General features: G+C 69.7%; 20 protein-coding genes. 11 read left to right on the top strand and 9 right to left on the bottom strand.

Features of this window, described 5'->3' with window-relative positions; genetic code table 11:
- Positions 1–2: 2 nt before the first annotated feature.
- Positions 3–587, bottom strand: coding sequence for an ATP-binding protein (locus J5226_RS02015; protein WP_215838199.1), 585 nt, complete (start codon positions 585–587; stop codon positions 3–5).
- A 649-nt stretch (positions 588–1236) separates the two neighbouring features.
- Between J5226_RS02015 and rpoH the strand changes: the two genes are divergently transcribed.
- The gene (rpoH, locus tag J5226_RS02010) at positions 1237–2115 is read left to right on the top strand and encodes an RNA polymerase sigma factor RpoH (protein ID WP_215838198.1); all 879 of its coding nucleotides are present in this window, start codon (positions 1237–1239) and stop codon (positions 2113–2115) included.
- 67 nt (positions 2116–2182) lie between these two features.
- Here the strand turns inward: rpoH and J5226_RS02005 are convergent, their stop codons facing one another.
- Complete coding sequence (locus tag J5226_RS02005) at positions 2183–3682, bottom strand: hypothetical protein (protein ID WP_215838197.1); 1500 nt, start codon at positions 3680–3682, stop codon at positions 2183–2185.
- A gap of 138 nt (positions 3683–3820) precedes the next feature.
- Between J5226_RS02005 and J5226_RS02000 the strand changes: the two genes are divergently transcribed.
- From J5226_RS02000 to J5226_RS01990, 3 genes are all read left to right on the top strand, one after another.
- Complete coding sequence (locus J5226_RS02000; protein ID WP_215838196.1) at positions 3821–4291, top strand: DUF1203 domain-containing protein; 471 nt, start codon at positions 3821–3823, stop codon at positions 4289–4291.
- Positions 4292–4586: 295 nt separating this feature from the next.
- Positions 4587–5018: a hypothetical protein gene (locus J5226_RS01995; protein WP_215838195.1), complete on the top strand. Its 432-nt coding sequence runs from the start codon at positions 4587–4589 to the stop codon at positions 5016–5018.
- Between the two features lie 115 nt (positions 5019–5133).
- The gene (locus tag J5226_RS01990) at positions 5134–5562 is read left to right on the top strand and encodes a hypothetical protein (protein WP_215838194.1); all 429 of its coding nucleotides are present in this window, start codon (positions 5134–5136) and stop codon (positions 5560–5562) included.
- 71 nt (positions 5563–5633) lie between these two features.
- Here J5226_RS01990 and J5226_RS01985 read toward each other — a convergent pair whose 3' ends face one another.
- Positions 5634–6914, bottom strand: a complete 1281-nt coding sequence (locus tag J5226_RS01985) for an NAD(P)/FAD-dependent oxidoreductase (RefSeq protein ID WP_215838193.1) — start codon at positions 6912–6914, stop codon at positions 5634–5636.
- Between the two features lie 10 nt (positions 6915–6924).
- The gene (gene tal, locus J5226_RS01980; RefSeq protein WP_215838192.1) at positions 6925–7878 is read right to left on the bottom strand and encodes a transaldolase; all 954 of its coding nucleotides are present in this window, start codon (positions 7876–7878) and stop codon (positions 6925–6927) included.
- A 168-nt stretch (positions 7879–8046) separates the two neighbouring features.
- Here tal and J5226_RS01975 point away from each other — a divergent pair, with 168 nt between their 5' ends.
- Together J5226_RS01975 and J5226_RS01970 are read left to right on the top strand one after the other, a co-directional pair.
- Complete coding sequence (locus J5226_RS01975) at positions 8047–8844, top strand: NYN domain-containing protein (RefSeq protein ID WP_215838191.1); 798 nt, start codon at positions 8047–8049, stop codon at positions 8842–8844.
- 151 nt (positions 8845–8995) lie between these two features.
- On the top strand, positions 8996–9424 hold the full coding sequence (locus J5226_RS01970) for a g-type lysozyme inhibitor (RefSeq protein WP_215838190.1): 429 nt from the start codon (positions 8996–8998) through the stop codon (positions 9422–9424).
- 496 nt (positions 9425–9920) lie between these two features.
- Here the strand turns inward: J5226_RS01970 and J5226_RS01965 are convergent, their stop codons facing one another.
- Complete coding sequence (locus J5226_RS01965) at positions 9921–12173, bottom strand: primosomal protein N' (RefSeq protein WP_215838189.1); 2253 nt, start codon at positions 12171–12173, stop codon at positions 9921–9923.
- A gap of 454 nt (positions 12174–12627) precedes the next feature.
- Here J5226_RS01965 and J5226_RS01960 point away from each other — a divergent pair, with 454 nt between their 5' ends.
- Together J5226_RS01960 and J5226_RS01955 are read left to right on the top strand one after the other, a co-directional pair.
- On the top strand, positions 12628–13635 hold the full coding sequence (locus J5226_RS01960; RefSeq protein WP_215838188.1) for a hypothetical protein: 1008 nt from the start codon (positions 12628–12630) through the stop codon (positions 13633–13635).
- Positions 13632–14270 (top strand): DUF3106 domain-containing protein, encoded by a 639-nt coding sequence (locus J5226_RS01955; RefSeq protein ID WP_215838187.1) that lies wholly within the window; start codon positions 13632–13634, stop codon positions 14268–14270. The genes J5226_RS01960 and J5226_RS01955 overlap by 4 nt, the downstream gene beginning before the upstream one ends.
- Positions 14271–14773: 503 nt before the next feature.
- On the opposite strand, the gene J5226_RS01950 is transcribed toward J5226_RS01955, so the two are convergent.
- Together J5226_RS01950 and J5226_RS25285 are read right to left on the bottom strand one after the other, a co-directional pair.
- Positions 14774–15094, bottom strand: a complete 321-nt coding sequence (locus J5226_RS01950; protein WP_215838186.1) for a DUF4286 family protein — start codon at positions 15092–15094, stop codon at positions 14774–14776.
- Positions 15095–15144: 50 nt separating this feature from the next.
- Positions 15145–16635 carry a DUF3667 domain-containing protein gene (locus tag J5226_RS25285; protein ID WP_255322966.1) on the bottom strand — a complete coding sequence of 497 codons (1491 nt, stop codon included), beginning with the start codon at positions 16633–16635 and terminating at the stop codon, positions 15145–15147.
- Positions 16636–16771: 136 nt separating this feature from the next.
- Here J5226_RS25285 and J5226_RS01940 point away from each other — a divergent pair, with 136 nt between their 5' ends.
- The gene (locus tag J5226_RS01940; protein ID WP_215838185.1) at positions 16772–18193 is read left to right on the top strand and encodes an MATE family efflux transporter; all 1422 of its coding nucleotides are present in this window, start codon (positions 16772–16774) and stop codon (positions 18191–18193) included.
- Positions 18194–18367: 174 nt separating this feature from the next.
- The gene (sppA, locus tag J5226_RS01935) at positions 18368–20254 is read left to right on the top strand and encodes a signal peptide peptidase SppA (RefSeq protein WP_215838184.1); all 1887 of its coding nucleotides are present in this window, start codon (positions 18368–18370) and stop codon (positions 20252–20254) included.
- Between the two features lie 266 nt (positions 20255–20520).
- Here the strand turns inward: sppA and J5226_RS01930 are convergent, their stop codons facing one another.
- Complete coding sequence (locus tag J5226_RS01930) at positions 20521–20748, bottom strand: hypothetical protein (RefSeq protein ID WP_215838183.1); 228 nt, start codon at positions 20746–20748, stop codon at positions 20521–20523.
- Positions 20749–20835: 87 nt separating this feature from the next.
- Between J5226_RS01930 and J5226_RS01925 the strand changes: the two genes are divergently transcribed.
- Complete coding sequence (locus J5226_RS01925; RefSeq protein ID WP_215838182.1) at positions 20836–21612, top strand: SDR family oxidoreductase; 777 nt, start codon at positions 20836–20838, stop codon at positions 21610–21612.
- On the opposite strand, the gene J5226_RS01920 is transcribed toward J5226_RS01925, so the two are convergent.
- Positions 21600–22181: a hypothetical protein gene (locus tag J5226_RS01920; protein ID WP_215838181.1), complete on the bottom strand. Its 582-nt coding sequence runs from the start codon at positions 22179–22181 to the stop codon at positions 21600–21602. The two genes, J5226_RS01925 and J5226_RS01920, sit on opposite strands and share 13 nt — an antisense overlap.
- Positions 22182–22241: the final 60 nt, after the last annotated feature.

Here is a 22241-nt window from a genome sequence, read left to right as displayed (position 1 = left end):
CTCTAGATCAGACCGGCGAGAGCTCTTACCCGTTGCACCAGTTGCATGCGATCGACGCTGCTATCCACAAGGTGGCATGGCCGGCCAGAGAGGACTGAATAAGTAGCCACCACTGACGCCTGTAAGTTGACGTGTACGGCCAATTCGAAATCGCTTGGGAGGGGGCGTCCCTGGGCGTCAAGCTCTATGCGTTGCGCCATCACTTTGGGATCTGCGTACAGGCAGATGAAGTAGTCAATCTTGAGATCAAGCAATCGCTGAAGCTTGAAGGGCGTGACGCGGAATCCGTAGTTCTCTTTGGTCACAGGATGGCTGTCGATCAGCAGGTTTCCGCCGGACTTGCGGCAGGATTCGGCTTCGGCCTGTAACAAGTCGTCGACTTCATCGACGTGTTTCGATGTAACAACCTGGGCTGATTGCCTACGAATGTCGGCCTCATCCAGAGCGATGCCCGCCTGACGATTGACGTGGTCTCGTAATCGTTCGCTGTAGCAGAACGAGTGGATAGCTGGATCGGCACTTAGAGTGCGGCACAAGGTCGACTTACCGGTCGCAGGTGCTCCGGTTACATAAATCACTTTCCCCATGATTCCATTCCCCTGAATTTCCTTCTCAGGACCCGCAACTTTGCCAGTGCAGCAGAGAATTCCGTTTTCAGCCTACTAGTTTTAGGAGCCAACGTGGAAGGACGCCGATTCAGGTCGGTGCCGGGCGCCGATGGCCTGCCCTAAGCTGGTTGGTAATGGCTCAGCGGCGTTTGGGGCCTGAAAGCAGATTTCTACCGGGTACTGGCCCGCCCTCGTCGGCGATCAAGTTCGGAGTAGGGTGCTCCCCCGGCTCCCGTTAAGGTGCGCTATTTGTGTAAGTATTTGATTTTTATGGATCATCCTCCGGCGGTTACATAGCTGCGCGCCGCTGGAGATCAAATGGCCGCTGCTGCCCTCCTTTTGGGCAATCAAAACCTAAGGTGAATTTCTAAGTAATTGATATTTATCGTATTTCTTTGGCGGTCAGGAGCGTGCTGACATAGTTAGCAGCCGCTGACATCGTTATTGCAGTTGCTGCCACCGTTACTGCAACTCGACATCTCGACCTCCCGCTTACGGGCCCCCGCACACACTCCCCGGCGCCTGAACGCGCGCCATCCGCAGGCCTCCCCGCCGTTCCAATTGCGCAACACTGCGGAACTTCCCCCGCCTTTAGCAGTCCTATAGGCCGACTGCTAAGATCGCTGCCATGACCTCTATCGCCCAATCCTCCGCTCTTATCACCAACAACCTGCCTGTGCCCAGCGCGCTCGGTTCGCTGGATGCATATATCGGCGCGGTGCACCAAATCCCGGTGCTGACCGTCGAAGACGAGCAGGCGTTGGCCCGCCGGTTCCGCGACGAGGAAGACCTCGACGCGGCCCGCGAACTCATCCATTCCCATCTGCGCTTCGTGGTCCACGTGGCCCGCGGCTACAACGGCTACGGCCTGCAGATCGGCGACCTCATCCAGGAAGGCAACATCGGCCTGATGAAGGCGGTCAAGCGCTTCGACCCCGAACAGGGCGTGCGCCTGGTCTCCTTCGCGGTGCACTGGATCCGCGCCGAGATGCACGAGTTCATCCTCAAGAACTGGCGCATCGTCAAGGTCGCCACGACCAAGGCGCAGCGCAAGCTGTTCTTCAACCTGCGCAAGTCCAAGACCCGCCTGGGCTGGATGAACGCCGAGGAAGTGCGTCAGGTCGCTCAGGACCTCAACGTCTCCGAACGCGAAGTGCTGGAAATGGAATCGCGCCTGTCCGGCCGCGACATCGGTTTCGACGCGCCCAGCGACGAAGACGACGACCACGCGCCGCCGTCGCCGGCCGCCTACCTGCGCGCCGCCGAGGAAGACCCCTCGCAGAGCTACGAGCGTGAGGACGAGGAAGACAACCAGCTCGCGCTGCTGCGCGAGGGCATGGCCGGCTTGGATGCGCGTTCGCGCGACATCATCAAGCGCCGTTGGCTCGACGCCGACAGCAAGGTCACGCTGCAGGAACTGGCCGACGAGTACGGCGTCAGCGCCGAGCGCATCCGCCAGATCGAAGCCAACGCGCTGAAGAAGATGCGCGGCCTGTTCGCGGCTTAAGCCGCGAAGCGCTACCAAAACGAAACGGCCCGGGGCGACCCGGGCCGTTTTCTTTTGCGCGCCGCGCTCAGCGGCCGGCGGCGCTTTCCTTTTCCAGCGCCTTCGCCAGCCGCCGGTACAGCGCTTTGAGCTGGGAATGCGAGCGCAGGTCGCCGTTGCGCACGCTCAAGTCCAGCGTGCGGGTTTCGGCTTGCAGCACGCGCGCGACGTCGGCGGCCGGCGGGTCGCCGCCGCCGGCGCGATAGACCGCCTCCAGCATCGGATACAGCGGCGCGTGCGGAAAATCCTGCGCGGCCTGCGCGAGCATGGCGCGATACGCCGGGTCGGGCGCGACGCCCGGACCGGGCTCGGCGTGCTGCACGCGGCTGAGCGCGAAGCGTTCGTCGCGGTAGCGTTTCCAGCCCAGTTCGTCGGTCTGCGCCAGCCCGGCCGCGTCGCCGGCGCTTTGCTGCAGGTAGGCCAACACGCGCAGCGCCTGCGGATCGTCGCGTTTGCCGGTGGCGCGTTCGCGCAAGGTGCCGCCGTGGCGGGCGAGCAGCGCGGCGAAGTCCGGCGGCTGCTCGGCGCGGGACACGAGCCGCGCCAATGCGACCAAGCCCAGCGTCGAACTGGCCGGATAGGGATGGCCGCCGACGAGCACGCGGCAGCGGTCGAGATCCTGCTGGCCGAACGGCTGCTCGCGATCGCGCAGCTTCGGCCACAGGCAATCCCATTCCTGGCGTTCGCGCGTCTGCGCGCTCCACTGCGTACGCGCCAGCGCGATCGCCGCGTCCTGCGCCGCCGGCTCCGGCGCGGCGTTCCACCAATCGGTGTTCCAGTCGAACGAACGCGCCAGCAGGCTTTCCAGCGCGCCGCGGTCGCCGCCGGCGGCCTTGCGGTAGTCCCGATCGAACCCGATCAGCTCGGCGGGGCCGCCGAACACTTCGTAGGACATTTTCTCGGCGCCGACGTGGTGCTCGTCGATGTCGGAGGACTGCACGATCGCGACCGCGCCGCGCAAATCGCCGCTGGCCAGATGGCAGTACGCGGCGAGATAGGCGGCCTGCGCGGGAATGCCGACGCGGGTAGGGCGCAGGCGTCGCCACAGCGGCAGCGCCGCGGCGCAGTCGTCCTTGCGGGTGTAGTGCAGGGCCAGTTCGTACAGGATTTCCGGCTGATCCGGCTGCGCTTCGTCGGCGGCGCGGTGCAGGCTCAGCGAGGCTTCCGGCGCCAGCGACCACAGCATGTTGCCGATGGCGAAACGGCGCGCGGCGCCGCCTTGTTCGGCGTAGGCGACCAATTCGGCGACGGCTTGGTCGACGCGGCCGGAGAATTGCAGCGGGCGATGGCGTTCGCCGAACGCCTCGGCGGCCTCGCTTTCCGCGCTCACTTGAGCGAGGAATTCGTCGGAAGGCAGCGCCGTCTTCGCGCGCGCGGCCGCCGGCGCGGAGGCGTCGAACTCGGGATGGGCGGCGGGTTTGGCCGGCTCCTTGCCCGAGCACGCGGTCGCGGCCAGGATCAGCAGCAAGCCGAGCGGCAGGCGCCGCCGCCGCGGTGTTTCGGTGTCGATGACGCGGTTGTCGCTCATACGGTCCCCCCGACCTCGCGCGACCGCAGGGCCGCATCGCGCGCCAGCCTAAACCAATGCGCGCGCCGCGCAAGACGCGGATATCGGCGCCTGTGCGGCGGGACTAACGTGGCGCCACCCACTCAAGGAATCCGCGCCATGCACGCTTACCGAATCGACGGCCTCGCTGCCGAAACCTTCGCCCCGCTGTTCGCGCTCGACGACGAGGCGCTGCGCGCCCACGGCATGCGCCGGGTCGTGGCCGACTCGCCCACCGGCTATCCCTGCCGGGTGTCGCTGCAAGATGCTTCGCCGGGCGAACAGCTGTTGCTGCTGACTTTCCAGCATCACGACTGCGACGGCCCCTACCGCGCCAGCGGTCCGATCTTCGTGCGCGAAGGCGCCGCGCGCGCGCCGGCGCTGCGCAACCGCTTGCCGTCGATGCTCGCTACCCGCCACCTGTCGCTGCGCGCGTACGACGCCAACGGTTGGATGCTGCAGGCGCGCGCGCTGGAAGGCCGCGACGCCGAGGCGGCGGTGCAGGAACTGTTCGAGGATCCGCGCGTGGCCCAGATCCACGCCCACAACGCGCGCTACGGCTGCTTCCTGTGCAGGATCGAGCGCGATTGAAAAAAAAACTTATGGGTGAGCCGTCGCGTCCGCGTTTTGCGAGTACCCGATGCGAGCGATCGAGCGGCCGCCTCCACGGACGGCCGCGAAGGCCGCGCGTGGATCGGACCGCAGGGCCGGCGCGGCCACTAGCGGTTGCTCGCGCTCGCAACTTCGCCGCCGTCGCGCCGCGCCGGCGGCTGAGAACTGCAAGCGGCGTCGCATCGCCGCCGTTCCGCCCTTGCCGGCGCGTTCGCGCCGTGCCGAGACTGCGGCGCCGGCCGCAGCGGCCGGCTCACAACATAAGGAGGGGGTCATGGAAGTTGGCAAGATGCTGATCGCGGCCGGATTCGCCGCCGCGCTGTCGCTGACGGCGCTCGCGCCGGCGCGCGCGGGCGACCTGAGCGGCGCGCAACTGGAATGCTATGTGGAGACCATCGCGTACGACGTGCCGCAGGCCGGCTGGTGCCAGAGCGTGTGGACGCCGGGCACCGCGTCGAATCCGTCGGCCGCGTACTTCAACGTGACCGGATTGCCGGCGGGCAACTACAGCTACGTCTGGACCGATCTGGAAACCGGGCAGGCCCCGGCCGGCTGCGGCAATTCGCCGGGCTGGTGCGGCGTGCCGATCGCCACCGAAACCCGCGGCGACGGCGAAGCGCGGCTGCGCGTGGTGGTGACCGATCTGGCCACCGGCGCGCAGCGCACGCTCAACGCCACCGCGTATTTCTGGGACGGCTACAACTGATCGCGGCCGCGGCGCGCGTCGGCGGCGTCCGTCGCCGCGCGCCGCCGTTCGTTCCCGGCGCGCGCCGCGGCGCGCCGCACGCTCATCGAAGCACGCACTCGACAAGGAGAGTTTCATGCGCATCAACGCAGCAATCGGCCTGAGCGCGGTCGCGCTCGCGCTGGCCATGGGCCACGCCGCGCCGGCGCACGCCGGCAACGTCGCCGGCGCCGGCATGGAGTGTTACGTCGACACCTTCCGCTACGACATCGCCACACCCGACACCTGCAGCTCGCTGTGGGTGCCCAACGGCGCGCACAACCCGACCGTGGCGGTGTTCAGCGTGACCGGCTTGCCGGCCGGCAACTACGGTTTCGTCTGGCGCAATCTGGAAAACAACGCGATCGTCGCTTCGTGCGCGAACCAAAACGCGTGCGCGGTGCCGATTTCGACGGATCTGTCCGGCGACGGCGTGGCGATCCTGCAAGCCACCGTGACCGACCTGGACACCGGTGCGAGCCGTCAGGTGCAGGCGACGGCGTACTACTACGACGGGTACACCTGAGCGAACGCGGAGCCGCGAAACGGAAAGGGCGCCCTCGGGCGCCCTTTTTTTCGGTTCTGCCGCGCCGCGGCTCAGTCTTCGTCGTCGGTTTCTTTATCGCCCGCGCCGCCCAGGATGATGCGGGCATGGCGCTGGTACGTGTAGTACGCCCACGACCAGTTGAGCATCACGATCAGGCGGTTGCGGAAGCCGATCAGGAAGAACACGTGCGCGGCCAGCCAGAACGTCCACGCCAGCACGCCGGAGAAGTGCAGCCCGCGCAAGTCCACCACCGCCGCGCGCCGGCCGATGGTGGCGAGGTTGCCGAAATCGACGTAGCGGAACGGCGCCGGCGCCGGTTGGCCGAGCACGCGCGCGCGGATGCTTTGGGCGACGTGGCCGCCCATCTGCTTGGCCGCCGGGGCGACGCCGGGCACCGGCTTGCCGTCGTCTTGCTGCAGGCTGGCCAGATCGCCGGCGACGAAGATCTCCGGGTGGCCGGGCACGCTGAGGTCGGGCAGCACCTGCACGCGGCCGGCGCGGTCGCGCGGGGCGTCGAGCAACGCGCCCAACGGCGAGGCCGCGACGCCCGCGGCCCACAGCACCGTACGCGCCGGAACGAACTCGGCGCCCAGGCGGTAGCCGTTGGCGTCGATCGAACCCACCGGTGTGCCGGTGGCGACTTCCACGCCGAGCCGCTGCAACTGCGCGCGGGCTTTTTCCGACAGCGATTCGGGAAAGCTCGACAACACCCGCGGCCCGGCCTCGATCAGGCGCACGCGCGCCTTGGCCGGGTCGATGCGGCGGAACTCGCGGCGCAAGGTCTTGCGCGCGATTTCGGCGAGCGTGCCGGCCATCTCCACGCCGGTCGGTCCGCCGCCGACCACGGCGAAGTGCAGCCACGCCTCGCGTTCTTCCTCGGTCTGCGCGGCTTCGGCGCGCTCGAACGCGAGCAGCACGCGGCGGCGGATGTGCAGCGCGTCGTCGAGCGTCTTCAGCCCCGGCGCGTGCTCGGCCCACTCGTCGTGGCCGAAATAGGCGTGGGTGGCGCCGCTGGCGAGCAGCAAGAAGTCGTAACCGATGCGTTCGCCGTCGGCGAGCGCGACGTGGCGCGCGTCGGCGTCGATGCCGACGACTTCGCCCAGGCGCACCTCGACGTTGGCCTGATTGCGCAGGATGTGCCGCAGCGGCGCGGCGATGTCCGGCGAAGACAGGCCGGCGGTGGCGACCTGATACAGCAGCGGTTGGAACAGATGGTGGTTGCGGCGGTCGATCAGGGTGATGCGCACCGGCGCCGAGGCCAGTGCGCGGGTCGCCCACAGTCCGCCGAACCCGCCGCCGACGATGACGACGTGCTTGCGGGTATCGGACATGGCGGTCTCCTCATCCGTTCAAGCGCTGGGCGAGCAGCTCTTCGAGCTTGCGCTGGTCGGCGGCGAAGCGGCGGATGCCGTCGGCGAGCTTGTCGGTCGCCATCGCGTCCTCGTTGTGCTGCCAGCGGAACGCGGCCTCGCTCAGGCGCTCGCCCGGCGCGGCGCGCTGGCCGTCGTCGTGGAGCGCGCGCGGCACCTCGCCGTCGCTGTCGGCCAGTTCGCCCAGCAGTTCCGGCGAGATGGTCAGGCGGTCGCAACCGGCCAGCGCCAGCACCTGGCCGACGTTGCGGAAGCTCGCGCCCATCACCACGGTCGCGTAGCCGTGGCGCTTGTAGTAGTTCCAGATGCGGGCGACCGACTGCACGCCCGGATCGTCCTGCGGCGTGGCCGGCTTGGCCATGCCGTTGGCGAGGTGCCAGTCGAGGATGCGGCCGACGAAGGGCGAGATCAGGTACACGCCGGCCTCGGCGCAGGCCACGGCCTGGGCGAAGGAGAACAGCAGGGTCAGGTTGCAGTGGATGCCTTCGCGTTCGAGCTGCTCGGCGGCGCGGATGCCTTCCCAGGTCGAGGCGATCTTGATCAGCAGGCGGTCGCGGCCGATGCCGGCGGCGTCGTAGAGCTCGACGATGCGCCGCGCCTGGGCCAGGGTGGCCGGGGTGTCGAAGCTCAGGCGCGCGTCGACCTCGGTGGAGACGCGGCCGGGGATCAGCTTGAGGATTTCGCCGCCGATGGCCACGGCCAGGCGCAGGCCGGCGTCGGCGACGCGCGCTTGCGCGTTCTCGCCCTGGGCCTGGGCGACGGCCGCGTCGATCAGCGGCGCGTAGGCCGGCAGGCCGGCGGCCTTGAGCAGCAGCGAGGGGTTGGTGGTGGCGTCGAGCGGGTGGAAGCGGGCGATGGCCTCGATGTCGCCGGTGTCGGCGACCACGGAGGAGAGTTGGCGCAGTTGTTCGAGTCGGTTGCTCATGGGGGATCGTATCGGTCGTTGGTATCCCCGCCATTTTCGCCCATCGCGGTTAGCCCGTCATGAAGCCGGCGCTATCTTCTGACTGTCGGCCGCGCGCCGCGCGACCTTCCGGCGCGCGTTGCGCTAGGCTGGCGCGGTCGGCCGCGCCGCGGCCCGGGAGTCCGGAACATGGCCGTGGCCACGGAAGAAAAGCGCATCGCCCTGCTGATCGACGCCGACAACGCGCCGGCGGCCAAGATCGAGGTGATCCTGGCCGAGGTCGCCCGCTACGGCGCGGCCAACGTGCGCCGCGCCTACGGCAACTGGAAAAGCCCGAATCTGAAAAGCTGGGAGGCGGTGCTGCACGAGTACGCGATCCGCCCGATCCAGCAATTCGCCTACTCCAAGGGCAAGAACGCCTCGGACATGGCGATGGTGATCGACGCGATGGACCTGCTGTACGCGCGCAACCTCGACGCCTTCGCCATCGTCTCCAGCGACGCCGACTTCACCCCGCTGGTGATGCGGCTGCTGACCGACGGCGTCAAGGTCTACGGCTTCGGCGAAAAGAAGACGCCCGAGCCGTTCGTCAACGCCTGCTCGAAGTTCACCTACGTCGAAGGCCTGGGCCAGCCGGCGGCCGAGGTGCAGGCGGACGAGACGGTGGCGACGGTCGCGCCGCGCAGCGCTCAGGATTTGCGCAGCGACACGCGACTGGTGCGCATGTTGCGGCGCGCGGTGGAGGCGGCCAGCGGCGACGACGGGTGGTCGCACCTGGGCGCGGTCGGGCATCAGATCGCCAATCAGGCTTCGTTCGATTCGCGCAATTACGGTTATCGCAAGCTCAGCGACCTGCTCGAGGCATTGGGGTTGTTCGAGACGCGCCGCGACAACAAAGTGGTATGGATTCGCGATAAGCCCAAAGGCAAACCGGGCCAGGACGGCCCGGCCAAACCGAAGGTCAAGAGCAAGACCGGAACCAAGTGATGCGCACCGATGGCATGCGCGTGATACGGCCACGGCAGGCCGATTGCGCATGCGATGCATGCGGCGCATGACCGCGTCGACGAGTCGCGCAGCGGCGCCGCCGCGATGCGCTAGTCTGGTCGCCCTTTCCTCGTTTCCGCTGGAGTCCGCGATGCTCGTTCGCGCCGCTGCGTTGGCCGTTGCCTTGTCGTTGTGTTCGTCCGCCGCGTTCGCGGCCGATGCGGTGAAGTCGGTGCCCGTGCAGTTCGCCAAGGGCGCGACCGGCGCCACGGTGAACGGCGCGATCAAGGGCTACGACAGCGTGGAGTATCTCGTCGTCGCCCGCGCCGGCCAGAGCTTGCGCACGACGCTGACGGGCAGCTCCAACGCCGCTGTCAACGTGTACCCGCCGCGCGGCGGTGGCGCGTCCGGCCCGCAGGCCGAGGCCTTGGCGGTGGAGACCGTCTACGGCCAGGGCAGCGCGACCGGCAGCGCGACGCTGCCGGCCGACGGCGAGTACCGCATCCAGGTTTATCAGCCGCGCGCGGCCGCGCGGCGCGGGAGCGTGGCGAAGTTTTCGTTGAAGATCGAGGTTCGCTGAGGCGCGATCGCGGCACGGCGATGCGGGCGGGACGAACGTTTCATCGTGGTTGCGGTTTCGCGGTCGCAGCTTGCGCAGCTGCTACAGTCTGAAACGAAACCGGCCGGAGCCCCTTGTAGGAGCGGCGTAAGCCGCGACCGCGCCAATGGAACGGCGGCGAATCTGGATCGCGCGCGTGGCCGCGCTGTTTCGACTTCGTGCGTGCGCCGGCTTGCGAGACGCGTGGTCGCAGCTTACGCAGCTCCTACAGTCGGATACGAAACCGGCCGGAGCCCCTGTAGGAGCGGCGCGAGCCGCGACCGCGCCAATGGAACGGCGGCGAATCTGGATCGCGCGCGTGGCCGCGTTGTTTCGACTTCGTGCGTGCGCCGGCTTGCGAGATGCGCGGTCGCAGCTTACGCAGCTCCTACAGTCGGATACGAACCATCCGCAGCCGCTGTAGGAGCGGCGCGAGCCGCGACCGCGCCATTCGGCTACGGCGAAAGTTCCGTCGCGCTCAGTACAAATCCGCCGGATCCACATCCAACGACCAACGCACCTTGCGCGCTTCCGGCGCGGCGTAGATCGCCGGCAGCGCGGCGTCGAGCGCGGCGTGCAACACGCGGCGTTCCGGCGCCGACAGGATCAGCTGCGCGCGCAGGTAGCCGGCGCGGCGCGGCATCGGCGCGGGCACCGGGCCGTTGATCTCCAGCGCGCTGCGCTCGATGCCGTCGTGGCGCGCGCGCTGCGCGGCGGCGTGCTGCAACTCGCGTCGCGCCATCGCCAGGAAGGCGTTGGCGGCTTCGACTTGCTGCGCCTCGGCGCGGATCAGCGCCATGTGCGCGAACGGCGGGAAGCCGGCGGCTTCGCGCTGGGCCAGTTCGACTTCGGCGAAGGCGTGGTAGCCGCCGGACAGCAGCGTGGTCAGCAGTTCGTGTTCGGGGTGATGGGTTTGCAGCACCACCTCGCCCGGTTTGTGCGCGCGGCCGGCGCGGCCGGCGACCTGGATCAGCAGCTGCGCGAGTTTTTCCCGCGCGCGGAAGTCGGCGCTGAACAAGCCTTCGTCGATGCCGACCACCGCGACCAAGGTCAGGTTGGCGAGGTCGTGGCCCTTGGCGAGCATCTGCGTGCCGACCAGGACGCCCGGCGCGGTGCCGAATTCGGCCAGCAGCGTTTCCAGCGCGTCGCGTTTTTGCGTGGTGCCGCGGTCGATGCGCAGCACCGGGAAATCCTCGAAGCGCGCGGCCAGCGATTCCTCGATGCGCTCGGTGCCGGCGCCTTGCGATTGCAGCGCCAGACCGCCGCAATCGGGGCAGGCGTCGGGCGCGGGGCGACGGGTGCCGCAGTGGTGGCATTGCAGGCGCCGGCCGCCGCCGTGCACGGTCATCGGTGTGGCTTTGAGCGGGGTGCTGCAGCGCGGGCAGTGCGCGGTCCAGCCGCAGTCGTGGCACAGCAGCACCGGGGCGTAGCCGCGGCGGTTCTTGAACACCAGCGCCTGGCCGCCGGCGCGCAGTTCGCCGTGCAGGCGTTCGAGCAGTTCCGGCGACAGCCCGGCCTGCAGCGGCCGCTTGCGCACGTCGAGCACGCGCACCCGCGGCGGCTGCGCCTGGCCGGCGCGGCGCAGCAGGCGCAGGTGGCCGTAGCGGCCGGCCTGGGCGTTGCGCAGCGATTCCAGCGACGGCGTGGCGCTGCCGAGCAGCACCGGCACGTCCAGCGCCTTGGCCCGGACCAGGGCGAAGTCGCGGGCGTGGTAACGGATGCCGTCGAGCTGCTTGAAGCTGCCGTCGTGTTCCTCGTCGATCACGATCAAACCGGGTTCGAGCATCGGCAGGAACACCGCCGAGCGCGTGCCGACCGCGACCCGCGCCTCGCCGCGCGCGAACGCGGCCCAGGTGCGCGCGCGCTCGCCGTCGGCCAGCCCCGAGTGCAGCGCGTGCACCGGCACGCCGAGGCGGGCGCGGAAGCGCGCCAGGGTCTGCGGGGTCAGGCCGATTTCGGGCACCAGCACCAGCGCCTGCTTGCCGCGCGCCAGGCAGTCGGCGATCGCGCGCAGGTAGACCTCGGTCTTGCCGCTGCCGGTGACGCCGTCGAGCAGGAAGGCGGTGAAGCCGGGCGCGGCCAGGATCGCGTCGACCGCGGCCTGTTGTTCGTCGTTGAGCGGCGGACCGGGCTGCGGCGCGGGAGCGTGGGCGACCGCGGGCACGGCCAGACGCTCGGCGTGGCCGCGCTTGGCCAGGGCGCGCGCGGCGCTGCGCCAGTCGTCCAGCAGGTCGTCGAGGCGGTCCTCGTCGAGTTCGCCGTGTTCGTCGAGCAGGTCGGCCAACCGCCGCGGCTTGCCGGCGCGCAGGCCGGGGCGGGCGGTGGCGCCGGCCTCGGTCAGGCGCCAGGCCCAGGCGTGGGTGTCGGGCAGCGGCTCGCCGTGGCGCAGCGGGCCGGGCAGGGCGGTGGCGAGCACCTCGCCGAGCGGGGCGTGGGTGTAGCGGGCCAGCCAGCGCAGCGACTCCAGCAGCTCGCCCTGGAGCAGCGGCTGCGGGTCGAGCCGGGCCAGCACCTGCTTGAGCGCCGCCGGGTCGGTGCCGGGCTCGGGTTCGCCGACCTCGGCGACCCAGCCGACCAGCTCGCGCCGCCCGAACGGCACCCGCACCCGCGCGCCGACCGGGTCGCCGCCGTCGTCGTCGGCCGGCGGCAGGTAGTCGAACAGGCGCGGCAGCGGCACCGGCAGGGCGATGCGCCAGACGGTCGGGGGCGGGAAAAACGAAGCCTCGGGCATCGCATCAGTCTAGCGAGCCCGGCGGCCGCGGCGGCAGGCGGGCAGTTGCGGACCATAGCTGCGGCCGGCCCGACAAAGCCCGCGCAAGTGGCCGCCGATTAAGGAAAATTCCCCTTATCCACACGGGTTGTGGATAAATCTGTGCATGGTGTGTCGGCAGCGCTGCGCGAGGGCGTTGAATCAAGCGCTCGGGTTAGGTTGGTGAAAAAATCGCCAATCGCCCTATTTTCTTTGGAATCATGCGCTTAGCCGTGAAACATCGCTGTAATGAGGTGTTTTTGTTCCGTGAAAGAGCGACACATGACGGTTCCATTACTGCTGTGCACAACCGGATTTTCGGCCAGACCGCGTTCCGCCTCGCGCAAACGCGGTTTGGCGGTTTGTCAAGCGGTTTCGCGCCGGTCCGGCGGCGCTCCGGCCTCGCTATGATGGGCCGTATGGTGAAGTCGTCCCGATGAGTTCCACATCCCCCGCCCCGGGTTCGTCCGCGCCCCGACCCAACGCTTCCTCCTCCGCCCCGGCCGCCTTGTCGGCGTTCCTGCGCGGGGTCGAACGGCGCGGCGCGGTCCTGGCCGAATTGCAGGCCGGCGACGCCGCCGCCGGCGACGCCGCGCTGGTCGCGGCCATGGCCGGGTTCCGCGCGATCGCCGCGGAGACCTCGCTCAACGAGTGGCCGGCGCGGTTCTGGTCGCTGCTGCTGACCCAGCCCGGCCTGCGCCGGCGCACCCCGGTGGCGATCCCGCTGGACGCGACCGACCGGCTCGGCGAGCTCGGCAGCGGCCCGCGCGCGGCGCTGCTGCTGCGGCTGGCCGCCGGCCTCGGCGAAACCGAGGCCTCGGCGGTGCTGCACGTGGCCCCGGCCACCTACCGGCTGGCCCTGCAGCGGGCGCTGCCGCGCCACCCGGACGGCCGCGCCGACCCGCAGGCGTGGCAGCAGCTGCGCGAACAGGTCCATCGCCGGATCAAGACCTTGCCGCCGGAGCGTCTGCAACGGCTGGCCGAGGCGCGCGAAAAGGCGCTGCAGGGCGCCGCGCCCGCCGCGTCCGCGTCCGCGCGCGGCGGCGCGACGCCGCGTCCGCACCCGCGCTGGCTGATGCCGCTGCTGTGGAGCCTGCTGGCGCTGTGCGCGCTGGCGTTCGCGGCGACCTTCTGGTGGCCGTCGGCCTTGCTCGGCGAAGGCCCCGAGGGCGTGACCGTGGCGCCGTTGCCCGAGGGCGGCGGCCCGGCCGAGCGTTACGGCCGCGAGGCCGGGCTGATCGCCGACGGCGATTTCGATCTGATCGCCGACCCGCAGGGCGAGGCGGCCGCGGCCGACGTCGACTTCCGCAGCTGGTTGGCCGCCCGCGACGCCGGCACGATTCCGGCGGTCGCCGCGCCGCCGCCGCCCGAAACGACGCCCGCCGCGACCGCGCCGGGCAACGAGAGCCCGGGTCTGGAAACCGATGCGCAGGAGGGCGAATGAGCCGGGCGACGTGCGTATGGATTGGCGCCGCGTTCGCCGTCGCGCTGGCGGCGTGGACGCCGGCGCGCGCGTTGCCGCCGGAACTGGAGCGCGGCTTGGACACGCTGCCGGCGCCGGTGCAGGCGCGCATCCGCGCCAACGGCCAGCGCTGGGACGGCTGGAGCGAGGCCGAACGCCACGACTTCGCCCAGCGCGCCGCGCAATGGAATCAACTCAGCGCCGCCGAACGCGGCGCGCGGCGCGAGCGCTACCTCGCGTGGCAGGCCTTGAGCTCCGAAGAGCGCGCGCAAACCCAAGCCGCCGCCGCGCGCTACGCCGCGCTGCCGGCGGAACAGCAACACGCGCTGCGCGCGCAGTTCGACGCGCTCGACCGCAGCGAACGCCGCGGTTGGCTGCTCGGCCCGGGCCTGGGCGCCGATTACCCGGCGCTGCAGCCACTGCTGGCGCAACTGCCGCAAGCGCAACACCCGGCGATGCTGGCCGCGCTGCGCGGACTCAGCGCCGAACAGCGCAAGCAACTGGCGGTGCTGGTGCAGCGCACCCCGCCGCAGGAACGCGAGCGCTTGCGCGCGGACTTGCTGGCGACGCCGGCGGCGCAGCGCGGGACGTGGTTGCACGACGCGCTGGCGCGGTGAGCGGAAGCGACGCGGGCTTCGTGTAGGAGCGGCGTAAGCCGCGACCGTGCCATTGCGATTGCTGCGAAGGTTTCGTCGCAGCTGCGGTTTCGCAGTCGCAGCTTGCGCAGCTCCTACAGTCTGAAACGAAATCAGCCGGAGACCCTGTAGGAGCGGCGCGAGCCGCGACCGCGCCAATGCGATTGCTGCGCAAGTTTCGCCGTGGTTGCGGTTTCGCAGTCGCAGCTTGCGCAGCTCCTACAGTCTGAAACGAAACCGGCCGGAGACCCTGTAGGAGCGGCGCGAGCCGCGACCGCGCCATTGCGGCTTCTGCGCAAGTTCCGCCGTGGTTGCGGTTTCGCGGTCGCAGCTTACGCAGCTCCTACCGTCTGAAGCGAAACCGGCCGGAGACCCTGTAGGAGCGGCGTGAGCCGCGACCGCGTCATCGCGGCTGCGGCGAAACGTCCGTCGTGGGTGCGGCTCCACGTTCGCGGCTTGCGCCCCTCCTACGAACGCCAACGCGTTCAGCGCGGCAAGATCCGCATCACCCGCCGCGAGGCCTCGAACTTTCCGGCGAACCGCGCCAGTCCGTCGGCGCGCATCCGCGGTGCGTGGTCGCGCAGGTAAGCCTCCAACGCCGCCGCGTCGCGCAGGCGGTAGCGCACGCACAGCGCCGTGCGGCCGGCGGCGGGCGCGGGGTCGCGGGTTTCGTGCAGGTCGGCGCCGAGGAATCCGGGCAGCGCGCAGATTTCGGCGATGTGCGGGCGCAGCCAGTTCAGGAAGTCGGCGCGGATCGACGCGTCGACGTCCAAGGTGACTTCGTAAATCGTCTCGCCCGCATCCATTTCGCTCGCCTCCGAACCGGCCGCATCCGCGTCGTTCAAACCCGCACCGCTTACATCCGCACGATCGCCGCGGTCATCAGCGCGACCGTCGCCAGACTCAACAAGAAGAAGTAAGCGCCGCCGATCACGGTGTAGCGCAGCAGCGTCAACGGCCAGCCGTTGTTGTAGACGCGCTTTTCCATGATCAGCAGATAGATCGGCATCCACGTCCACAGCAAGCCGATGCCCAGGCCCTTGAACCAGACGAAGCCGGCCCAGTGCGGCGCGATCGCGTCGCCCAGCAGCATCAGCACGAACATCGCCAGCAGCGCCAGGCACAGGTAGATGTGGCTGTACAGCGCCACCACCAGATGCTCGAGATAGCCGCGGCCCGAGCCGACGTAGGCGAGCTTCAGCAGCAGGGCGAAGATCGGCACCATCAGGAACAGCGCCGAGGGGATCGCGCCGATCAGCGCGTGGATGTACAGCGCCGGGTCCTTGCTCGCGCGCTGGAAATTGACCTCGCCCTTGCCGACCTGACGGTTGAGCCAGTCGTTGGCGAACTGCGGCCACCACTGCACCGTCAGCGGATTGGTCTTCGGATCCCAGGGGCGGCCGTTGAACGACAGCGGGCCTTCGTCGTCGTCGCATTCCGCGTCGCCGTAGCGCTGGCGGTCGGGCGGACGCACCGCCGCGCCTTCGCTGGCGGCGGCGTGGGCGACCTGCAATTCGGCGATGCGGCAGCCGGCTTCGATGTTGGCCTGACGGATCAGCCCGGGGTAATCCGAGGATCGGCGCGCTTCCGGCGTGGCCGCGTCGCGCTGCGCCTGCACGGTGGCAATGCGCTCGTCGCGCAAGCGCTCGACGTCGGCCAGATTCTTGGCGCTTTGGATCGAGCCCGGCCGCGGCGCGCCGGCCAGACGCACGCCCTCGGCGCGCTGCTGGGCGACTTGATCGGCGTCGAGCCCCTGCAACGCGCGCAAGGCCTCGATGCGCTTGTCGGCCTGACGCTCGACCGCGACGATCGACGCCTCGATGGTGTTGCGCGCGACCGGCGCGGCGGCCGCGGCGGTGCGCAGGTCGGCGACCATGCGCGCGCGCAGTTCCTCGACCTCGGCGACGCTGTCGGCGTTGCGCATCTGCTTCTTGACGTTGCCCAGGCGCACCGTGGTGCTCTGCGCGGTGTCGATGTCGAAGTGGCCGCTGCTTTCGATGTGGATCGCGAACTGGGCGACGAAGAAGGTCACCACCGAGACGATCACGAACAACCGCAGCGGCGGGATGTAGCGCACGCGGCGGCCGGCCAGATACTCGCGGGCGACTTTGCCCGGAGACAGCAGATCGCGCAAAGTGCGGAACACGCGGCCGTCGAGGTGCCAGAACGACTCGAACACCTCCTCCAGCGCATGGCCGAGGTTGCGCACCGGGTTGTGCACCGATTGGCCGCAGGCGTGGCAATAGTGGCCGTGCAGTTCGGCCTGGCAGTTTTCGCAGTGGCTCGGGTGCTCGTCGTGGCCGTGACCGGCCGGCGCGGGCGCCGTGGCTTCTGTAGGTGCGCTCATGCGTGTCGAGCTCGTGCTGATTGGCAGCGAAGGCTCCCCTGGCCTTCACTTTCGAGCGGGTAAGATAGCCGTCCGCCGCGACCCGGCGCCAGCGCCCCGACCGGATGCGCGGCCGCAGTCGCCGTTGGTTCCCCCCATGTCCGCGTCGTCCCCCTCCGTCTCCCGTCCCGGCCTGCTCCGGGAAATCCGCACTACCTTGGTCCTGGCCGCGCCGCTGGTCGCCGGCCACGTGTCCACCGGCCTGATCGGTTTCGTCGACAACACCCTGGCCGGCCACCACAGCACCACCACGCTGGCGTCGGTGACCATCGGCACCGCGCTGTGGTGGCTGCCGATGATGGTTCCCATCGGCACCCTGCTGTCGGTGCCGCCGTCGGTGTCGCAGCTCGAAGGCGCCGGCCGCCGCGGCGAAATCGGCGCGCTGTTCCGTCAGGCGCTGTGGATGGCGCTGCTGCTGAGCGTGTTCTTGTTCGCGTTCCTGACCTTCATCCCGTTCGCCCTGCCGGCGATGGGCATCGCGCCGGAAATCATTCCCGGCGCGCGCGAGTTCCTGCACGGCATCCGCTGGGGCGTGCCCGCGCTGACCCTGTTCTTCTGCATGCGCTACCTCAGCGAAGGCCTGCACTGGACCTTGCCGACGATGCTGCTCAGCGCCGGCGGCCTGCTGGTGCTGCTGCCGCTGGGCTACGTGCTGACCTTCGGCAAGTTCGGCCTGCCGGAACTGGGCGCCGGCGGCCTCGGCATCGCCTCGGCGGCGATGCTGTGGGTGCAGGCGATCGGTTTCTTCTTCGTCTTGCGCAACGCCAAGCGCTTCGCCGATCTGCACCTGTTCGAGCGCTTCGACAAACCGCATTGGCCGACCATCCGCGGCCTGCTCGCCACCGGCTTGCCGATCGGCGTGACCGTGCTGATGGAAGGCAGCTTGTTCATCGTCACCGCGCTGCTGATCGGGCGCCTGGGCCAAGTGCCGGCGTCGGCGCACCAGATCGCGATCAATCTCTCCGCGCTGTGCTTCATGGTGCCGATGGGCTTGGCCGAGGCGACCACGGTGCGGGTCGGCCACGCGCTGGGCCGGCGCGATTACGCCGGCGTGCGCCGCGCCGGTTTCGCCGGTTACGCCATCGTCCTGTGCACGCAGCTGTTCTCCGGCATCTTGCTGCTGAGCGCGAACGATCTGCTGGTGGGCTTCTACACCACCGACATGGCGGTGGCCTCGATGGCCGCGTCGCTGCTGCTGTATTCGGCGATGTTCCAGTTCCCCGACGGCATCCAGGTGCTGTCGGCCGGCGCGCTGCGCGGGCTCAAGGACACCCGCGTGCCGATGATCCTGGCCGCGCTGGCGTACTGGGGCGTGGGCATGCCGATCGGCGCCGGCCTCGGCCTGGGGCTGGGCTGGGGGCCGAAGGGCATGTGGATCGGCCTGATCGCCGGCCTGACCGTGGCCGCGGTGCTGCTGTGCTGGCGCTTCCTGCGTTCCAGCCAGCCCGAGCGGCTGGCCGAGCGGATGGCGCGGGAACGCCCGCACGAGGTCGATCCGCACGAGACCGGCTGCACCTGAGGCGCGCTGCGGCCGGCCCGGTCCGGAACCGGGCCGCCCCGGCCGCCGAGCGTTGCGCAAATGAACGGATTGCGGCCGGATCGCAACTTTGCAACCACCCTACGTTACGAATGGCGGGTGAAACCCCGCCCCGCGCCGGGTTAGTCTGAGCGCGTACACACGGAGCCTGTGCCAATGAACGAGACCCTCCCACGTCGCGGGCCGCTGGCCCGTTTCTTCGTCGGCGTCTGGGACGCGATGAACTTCACCCGCCGCCTGGTCTTCAACCTGGCGTTCTTCGGGTTCATGTTGATCGTGCTGATCGCGATGATGTTCGGCGGCAACACCAAGCCGTTCCAGGACCGCACCACCTTGGTGATCGCGCCGGAAGGCGCGCTGGTCGAGCAATACAGCGCCGATCCGGCCTCGCGCGCGCTCAACCGCGCGCTCGGCGACAAGAATCCGGAAGTGCAGCTGCGCGACGTCGTGCGCGCGCTGGACTCGGCCAAGGACGACAAGCGCATCGAACGCGTGGTGCTGCGCCTGGACAAGCTCCAGGCCGGCGGCATGGCCGGGCTGCGCGAAGTCGCCGCGGCGGTCGCGCGGGTGCGCGCGGCCAAGAAGGAAGTGATCGCCTTCTCCGAAAGCATGGACCAGAAGCAGTACCTCATCGCCGCGCAGGCCAACGAGGTCTATCTGGACCCGATGGGCGGGATGATGCTCGAAGGCCTCGGCCGCTATCGCCTGTATTACCGTCAGCTGCTGCAGGACAAGCTCGGCGTGGACGTGCACCTGTTCCGCGTCGGCGAGTTCAAGTCGGCGGCCGAACCCTACATCCTCGACGCGGCCTCGGAAGAGTCCAAGACCGCCGACCTGTTCTGGATGAACGACCTGTGGCAGCGCTACCTCGGCGACGTGGCCAAGGCGCGCAAGATCGACGCGACCGCGCTCAGCGCGGCCATCGACGAACTGCCGGCGCGCCTGGACGCGGTCAAGGGCGACCTGGGCAAGTACGCGCTCGGCCTGAAGCTGGTCGACGGCCTGAAGACCCGCGAGGAAGTCGACACGATGCTGGCCAAGCGCGGCGTCGCCGACGAAGACGCCGACGGCGGCTTCCGTCAGATCAACATGGACGCCTACCTGTTCAACCTCGACCGCCTGAGCAACCCGGCCGATAGCCGTCCGCAGGTCGCCATCGTCGTGGCCGAGGGCGAGATCACCGGCGGCGAGCAGCCGCCGGGCACGGTCGGCGGCGTGTCCACCGCCGCGCTGCTGCGCGAGGCGCGCGACGACGAGAACGTCAAGGCGCTGGTGCTGCGGGTCAACTCGCCGGGCGGCGAAGTGTTCGCTTCCGAGCAGATCCGCCGCGAGATCGTCGGCTTGAAGGCCGCCGGCAAGCCGGTGGTGGTGTCGATGGGCAATCTGGCGGCGTCGGGCGGTTACTGGATCTCGATGAACGCCGACCGCATTTTCGCCGACCCCTCGACCATCACCGGTTCGATCGGCATCTTCGGCCTGATCCCGACCGTGCCGCGCGCGCTGGAGAAGATCGGCGTGCATTCCGACGGCGTCGGCACCACCCGTTTCGCCGGTTCCTACGACATCACCCGTCCGCTGTCGCCGGAAGTCGGGCAGGTCATCCAGACCGTCATCAACAAGGGCTATGCCGACTTCACCGGCCGCGTCGCCGAGGCGCGCAAGAAGCCGGTGGCCGACATCGACGCCATCGCCCGCGGCCGCGTGTGGAGCGGCGCGCAGGCCAAGGAGCGCGGTCTGGTCGACGAGTTGGGCGGCCTGCAGGCGGCCATCGACGACGTCGCCCAGCGCGCCAAGCTGGGCAAGGCCGAGGACTTCCGCGTGCGCTACGTCGAAAAGGCGACCACGCCGTTCGAGCGCTTCTTCGCCAACCTCGCCGGCAGCGGCGCGGGCGCGGCGGTGCTGGGCCGTTCCGACTTCGCCCGCAGCCTGCTGCTCAAGGCCGTGCCGCAAGCGGCCGCGGATCTGCGCTTCGTCGAGAACGCCACGCAGCCGGGCAACGGCGCGCCGGTGAAGACGGTGGCTTACTGCTTCTGCACGCTGTAAATCGCGAGGCCGGCGTCGCGCCGGCTCCTCGCGCGAACGAAAACGCCGCATCGGTTCCGATGCGGCGTTTTTCGTTTGCGCGGTCGCGGTGCGGTTGAGCGAGGCGTAGCCGCAGGTTTCGCGCGCTTACGAAGGCGCAGGCGGCGAGCGTGGGCGTCGCGCGGCGAAGCCCGGACATCGGCCGCGGGCGCCGTTGCGCGAAGCCGGGCGCGTTCGCGGACGATCCGCGAGCCCGGCGCCGTTCGCGCAGGCCGCGAGCCGAATCCTCAGCCGCCCTGCGCCTCGACCGCGTCGCGGGTCTGCTGCGCGCCCTGATCGACGCTGGGCTCCACGCTCTTGGCTTTCTCGATGGGCTTCTGGATCGCGTCGCGCATCTGCGTGGCCTGCGGATCGACCGGCCGCTCCTTCTCCGGCGGCTGCGGCTTGGAACAGGCCGCCAGGGCGGCGACGAGCGCGGCGCTGGCCGCAACGACGGCAACGGGGCTGGACTTCATCGCGGCATCCTCTCGACGGTCTGGCCGGTATGCTACGCCGGTCGCGCGCCGCGCGCGCAACCCGCAACAGCCGTGACGGAGGCAGCGATGGACCCCAAGCGTTGGCGATTGGACGGACAGCTCGCGCTGGTCACCGGCGGCAGCGCCGGCATCGGCCGGGCGATCGCGCGCGAACTGCTGGGCTTCGGCGCCGACGTGCTGCTGGCCGCGCGCGACGCGGCCGCGCTGGAGTCGGCGCGCGCCGAACTGGTCGAGGACTTCCCCGAGCGCGAGGTGCAGGGCTTCGTCGCCGACGTCGCCGACGACGAACAGCGCCGCGAACTGCTGGACTGGGTCGAGGACTTCGGCGAAGGCCTGCACATCCTGGTCAACAATGCCGGCGGCAACCTCAGCAAGCCGACCAACGACTACACCGAAGACGAATGGCGGCAGGTGTTCGAGATCAACCTGTTCTCCGCGTTCGAGCTCTCGCGCTACGCCCACGCGCTGCTGACCCGCCATGCGGCGTCGAGCATCGTCAACGTCGGCAGCGTCTCGGGCACGACCCACGTGCGCACCGGCTCGCCCTACGGCATGAGCAAGGCGGCGATGCATCAGATGACCCGCAATCTGGCTGTGGAATGGGCCGAGGACGGCATCCGCGTCAACGCGGTGGCGCCGTGGTACATCCGCACCCGCCGCACCTCCGACAAGCTCGCCGACCCGGATTACCTGGACGAAGTGCTGCTGCGCACGCCGGCCGGGCGCATCGGCGAACCCGAGGAAGTGGCCGCGGCGGTCGCGTTCCTGTGCTTGCCTGCGGCGGGCTACATCACCGGCGAATGCATCGCGGTGGACGGCGGGTTCTTGCGCTACGGGTTCTGAGCGGCGGGCGCCGCGCGAAAGCCCTGGACAGCGATGCCGTAGCGCGACACGGTGGCGGCGATTTCGATCCGCCCGCTCGCGGCCAATTGCTCGTACAGCGCGGAATCGCGCACGCACAGGCGCAGCCCTCGCAACGGCGTGTCGCCCTGGATCCGCACGCGGCGCTTGCAGTTGCGGCTCCAGCCGGAATAGCCCGGATCGGCCGCTTCGATCGCGGTCAGCGGTTGCGGGTCGGCGCCGCGGTGCAGCGCGATCGGAACGGCGCCGAGCAAGGCGTACAGGCCGATCGCGATCAGCATCGTCAGGATCAGGTGGAGGCCGGTCGGCCTGCGGCCGAGCGCGAGGCGGGGCTGCCAGCGGCGCAGCGCGGCGAAGCAGCCCAGCGACAAGGCCACGAGCAAGGCATGCGAGGCCCACGGCATCCACGCGGCCTCGCGCGAGTAGCGGAAGGGCTCGTCGTACTCGCTCGACCAGACGATGCTCGCGCACAGGCCGGCCCAGGCCAGGATCAGTTCGATCCAGTACAGGCGATGGAGGCGGCGGAGTTCGTCAGGAGCGGGATGCGGCATGACGCGCGGATCGCGACGGCGATGCGCGGACTGTGGCACCGGGCTCCGGGCTTGGCAAAC

Origin of the sequence: Lysobacter sp. K5869, assembly GCF_018847975.1 — a bacterium.
GTDB lineage: Bacteria > Pseudomonadota > Gammaproteobacteria > Xanthomonadales > Xanthomonadaceae > Lysobacter.
The sequence above is the reverse complement of the archived record's forward strand: the minus strand, read 5'-3'. Positions and strand labels throughout refer to the sequence as shown.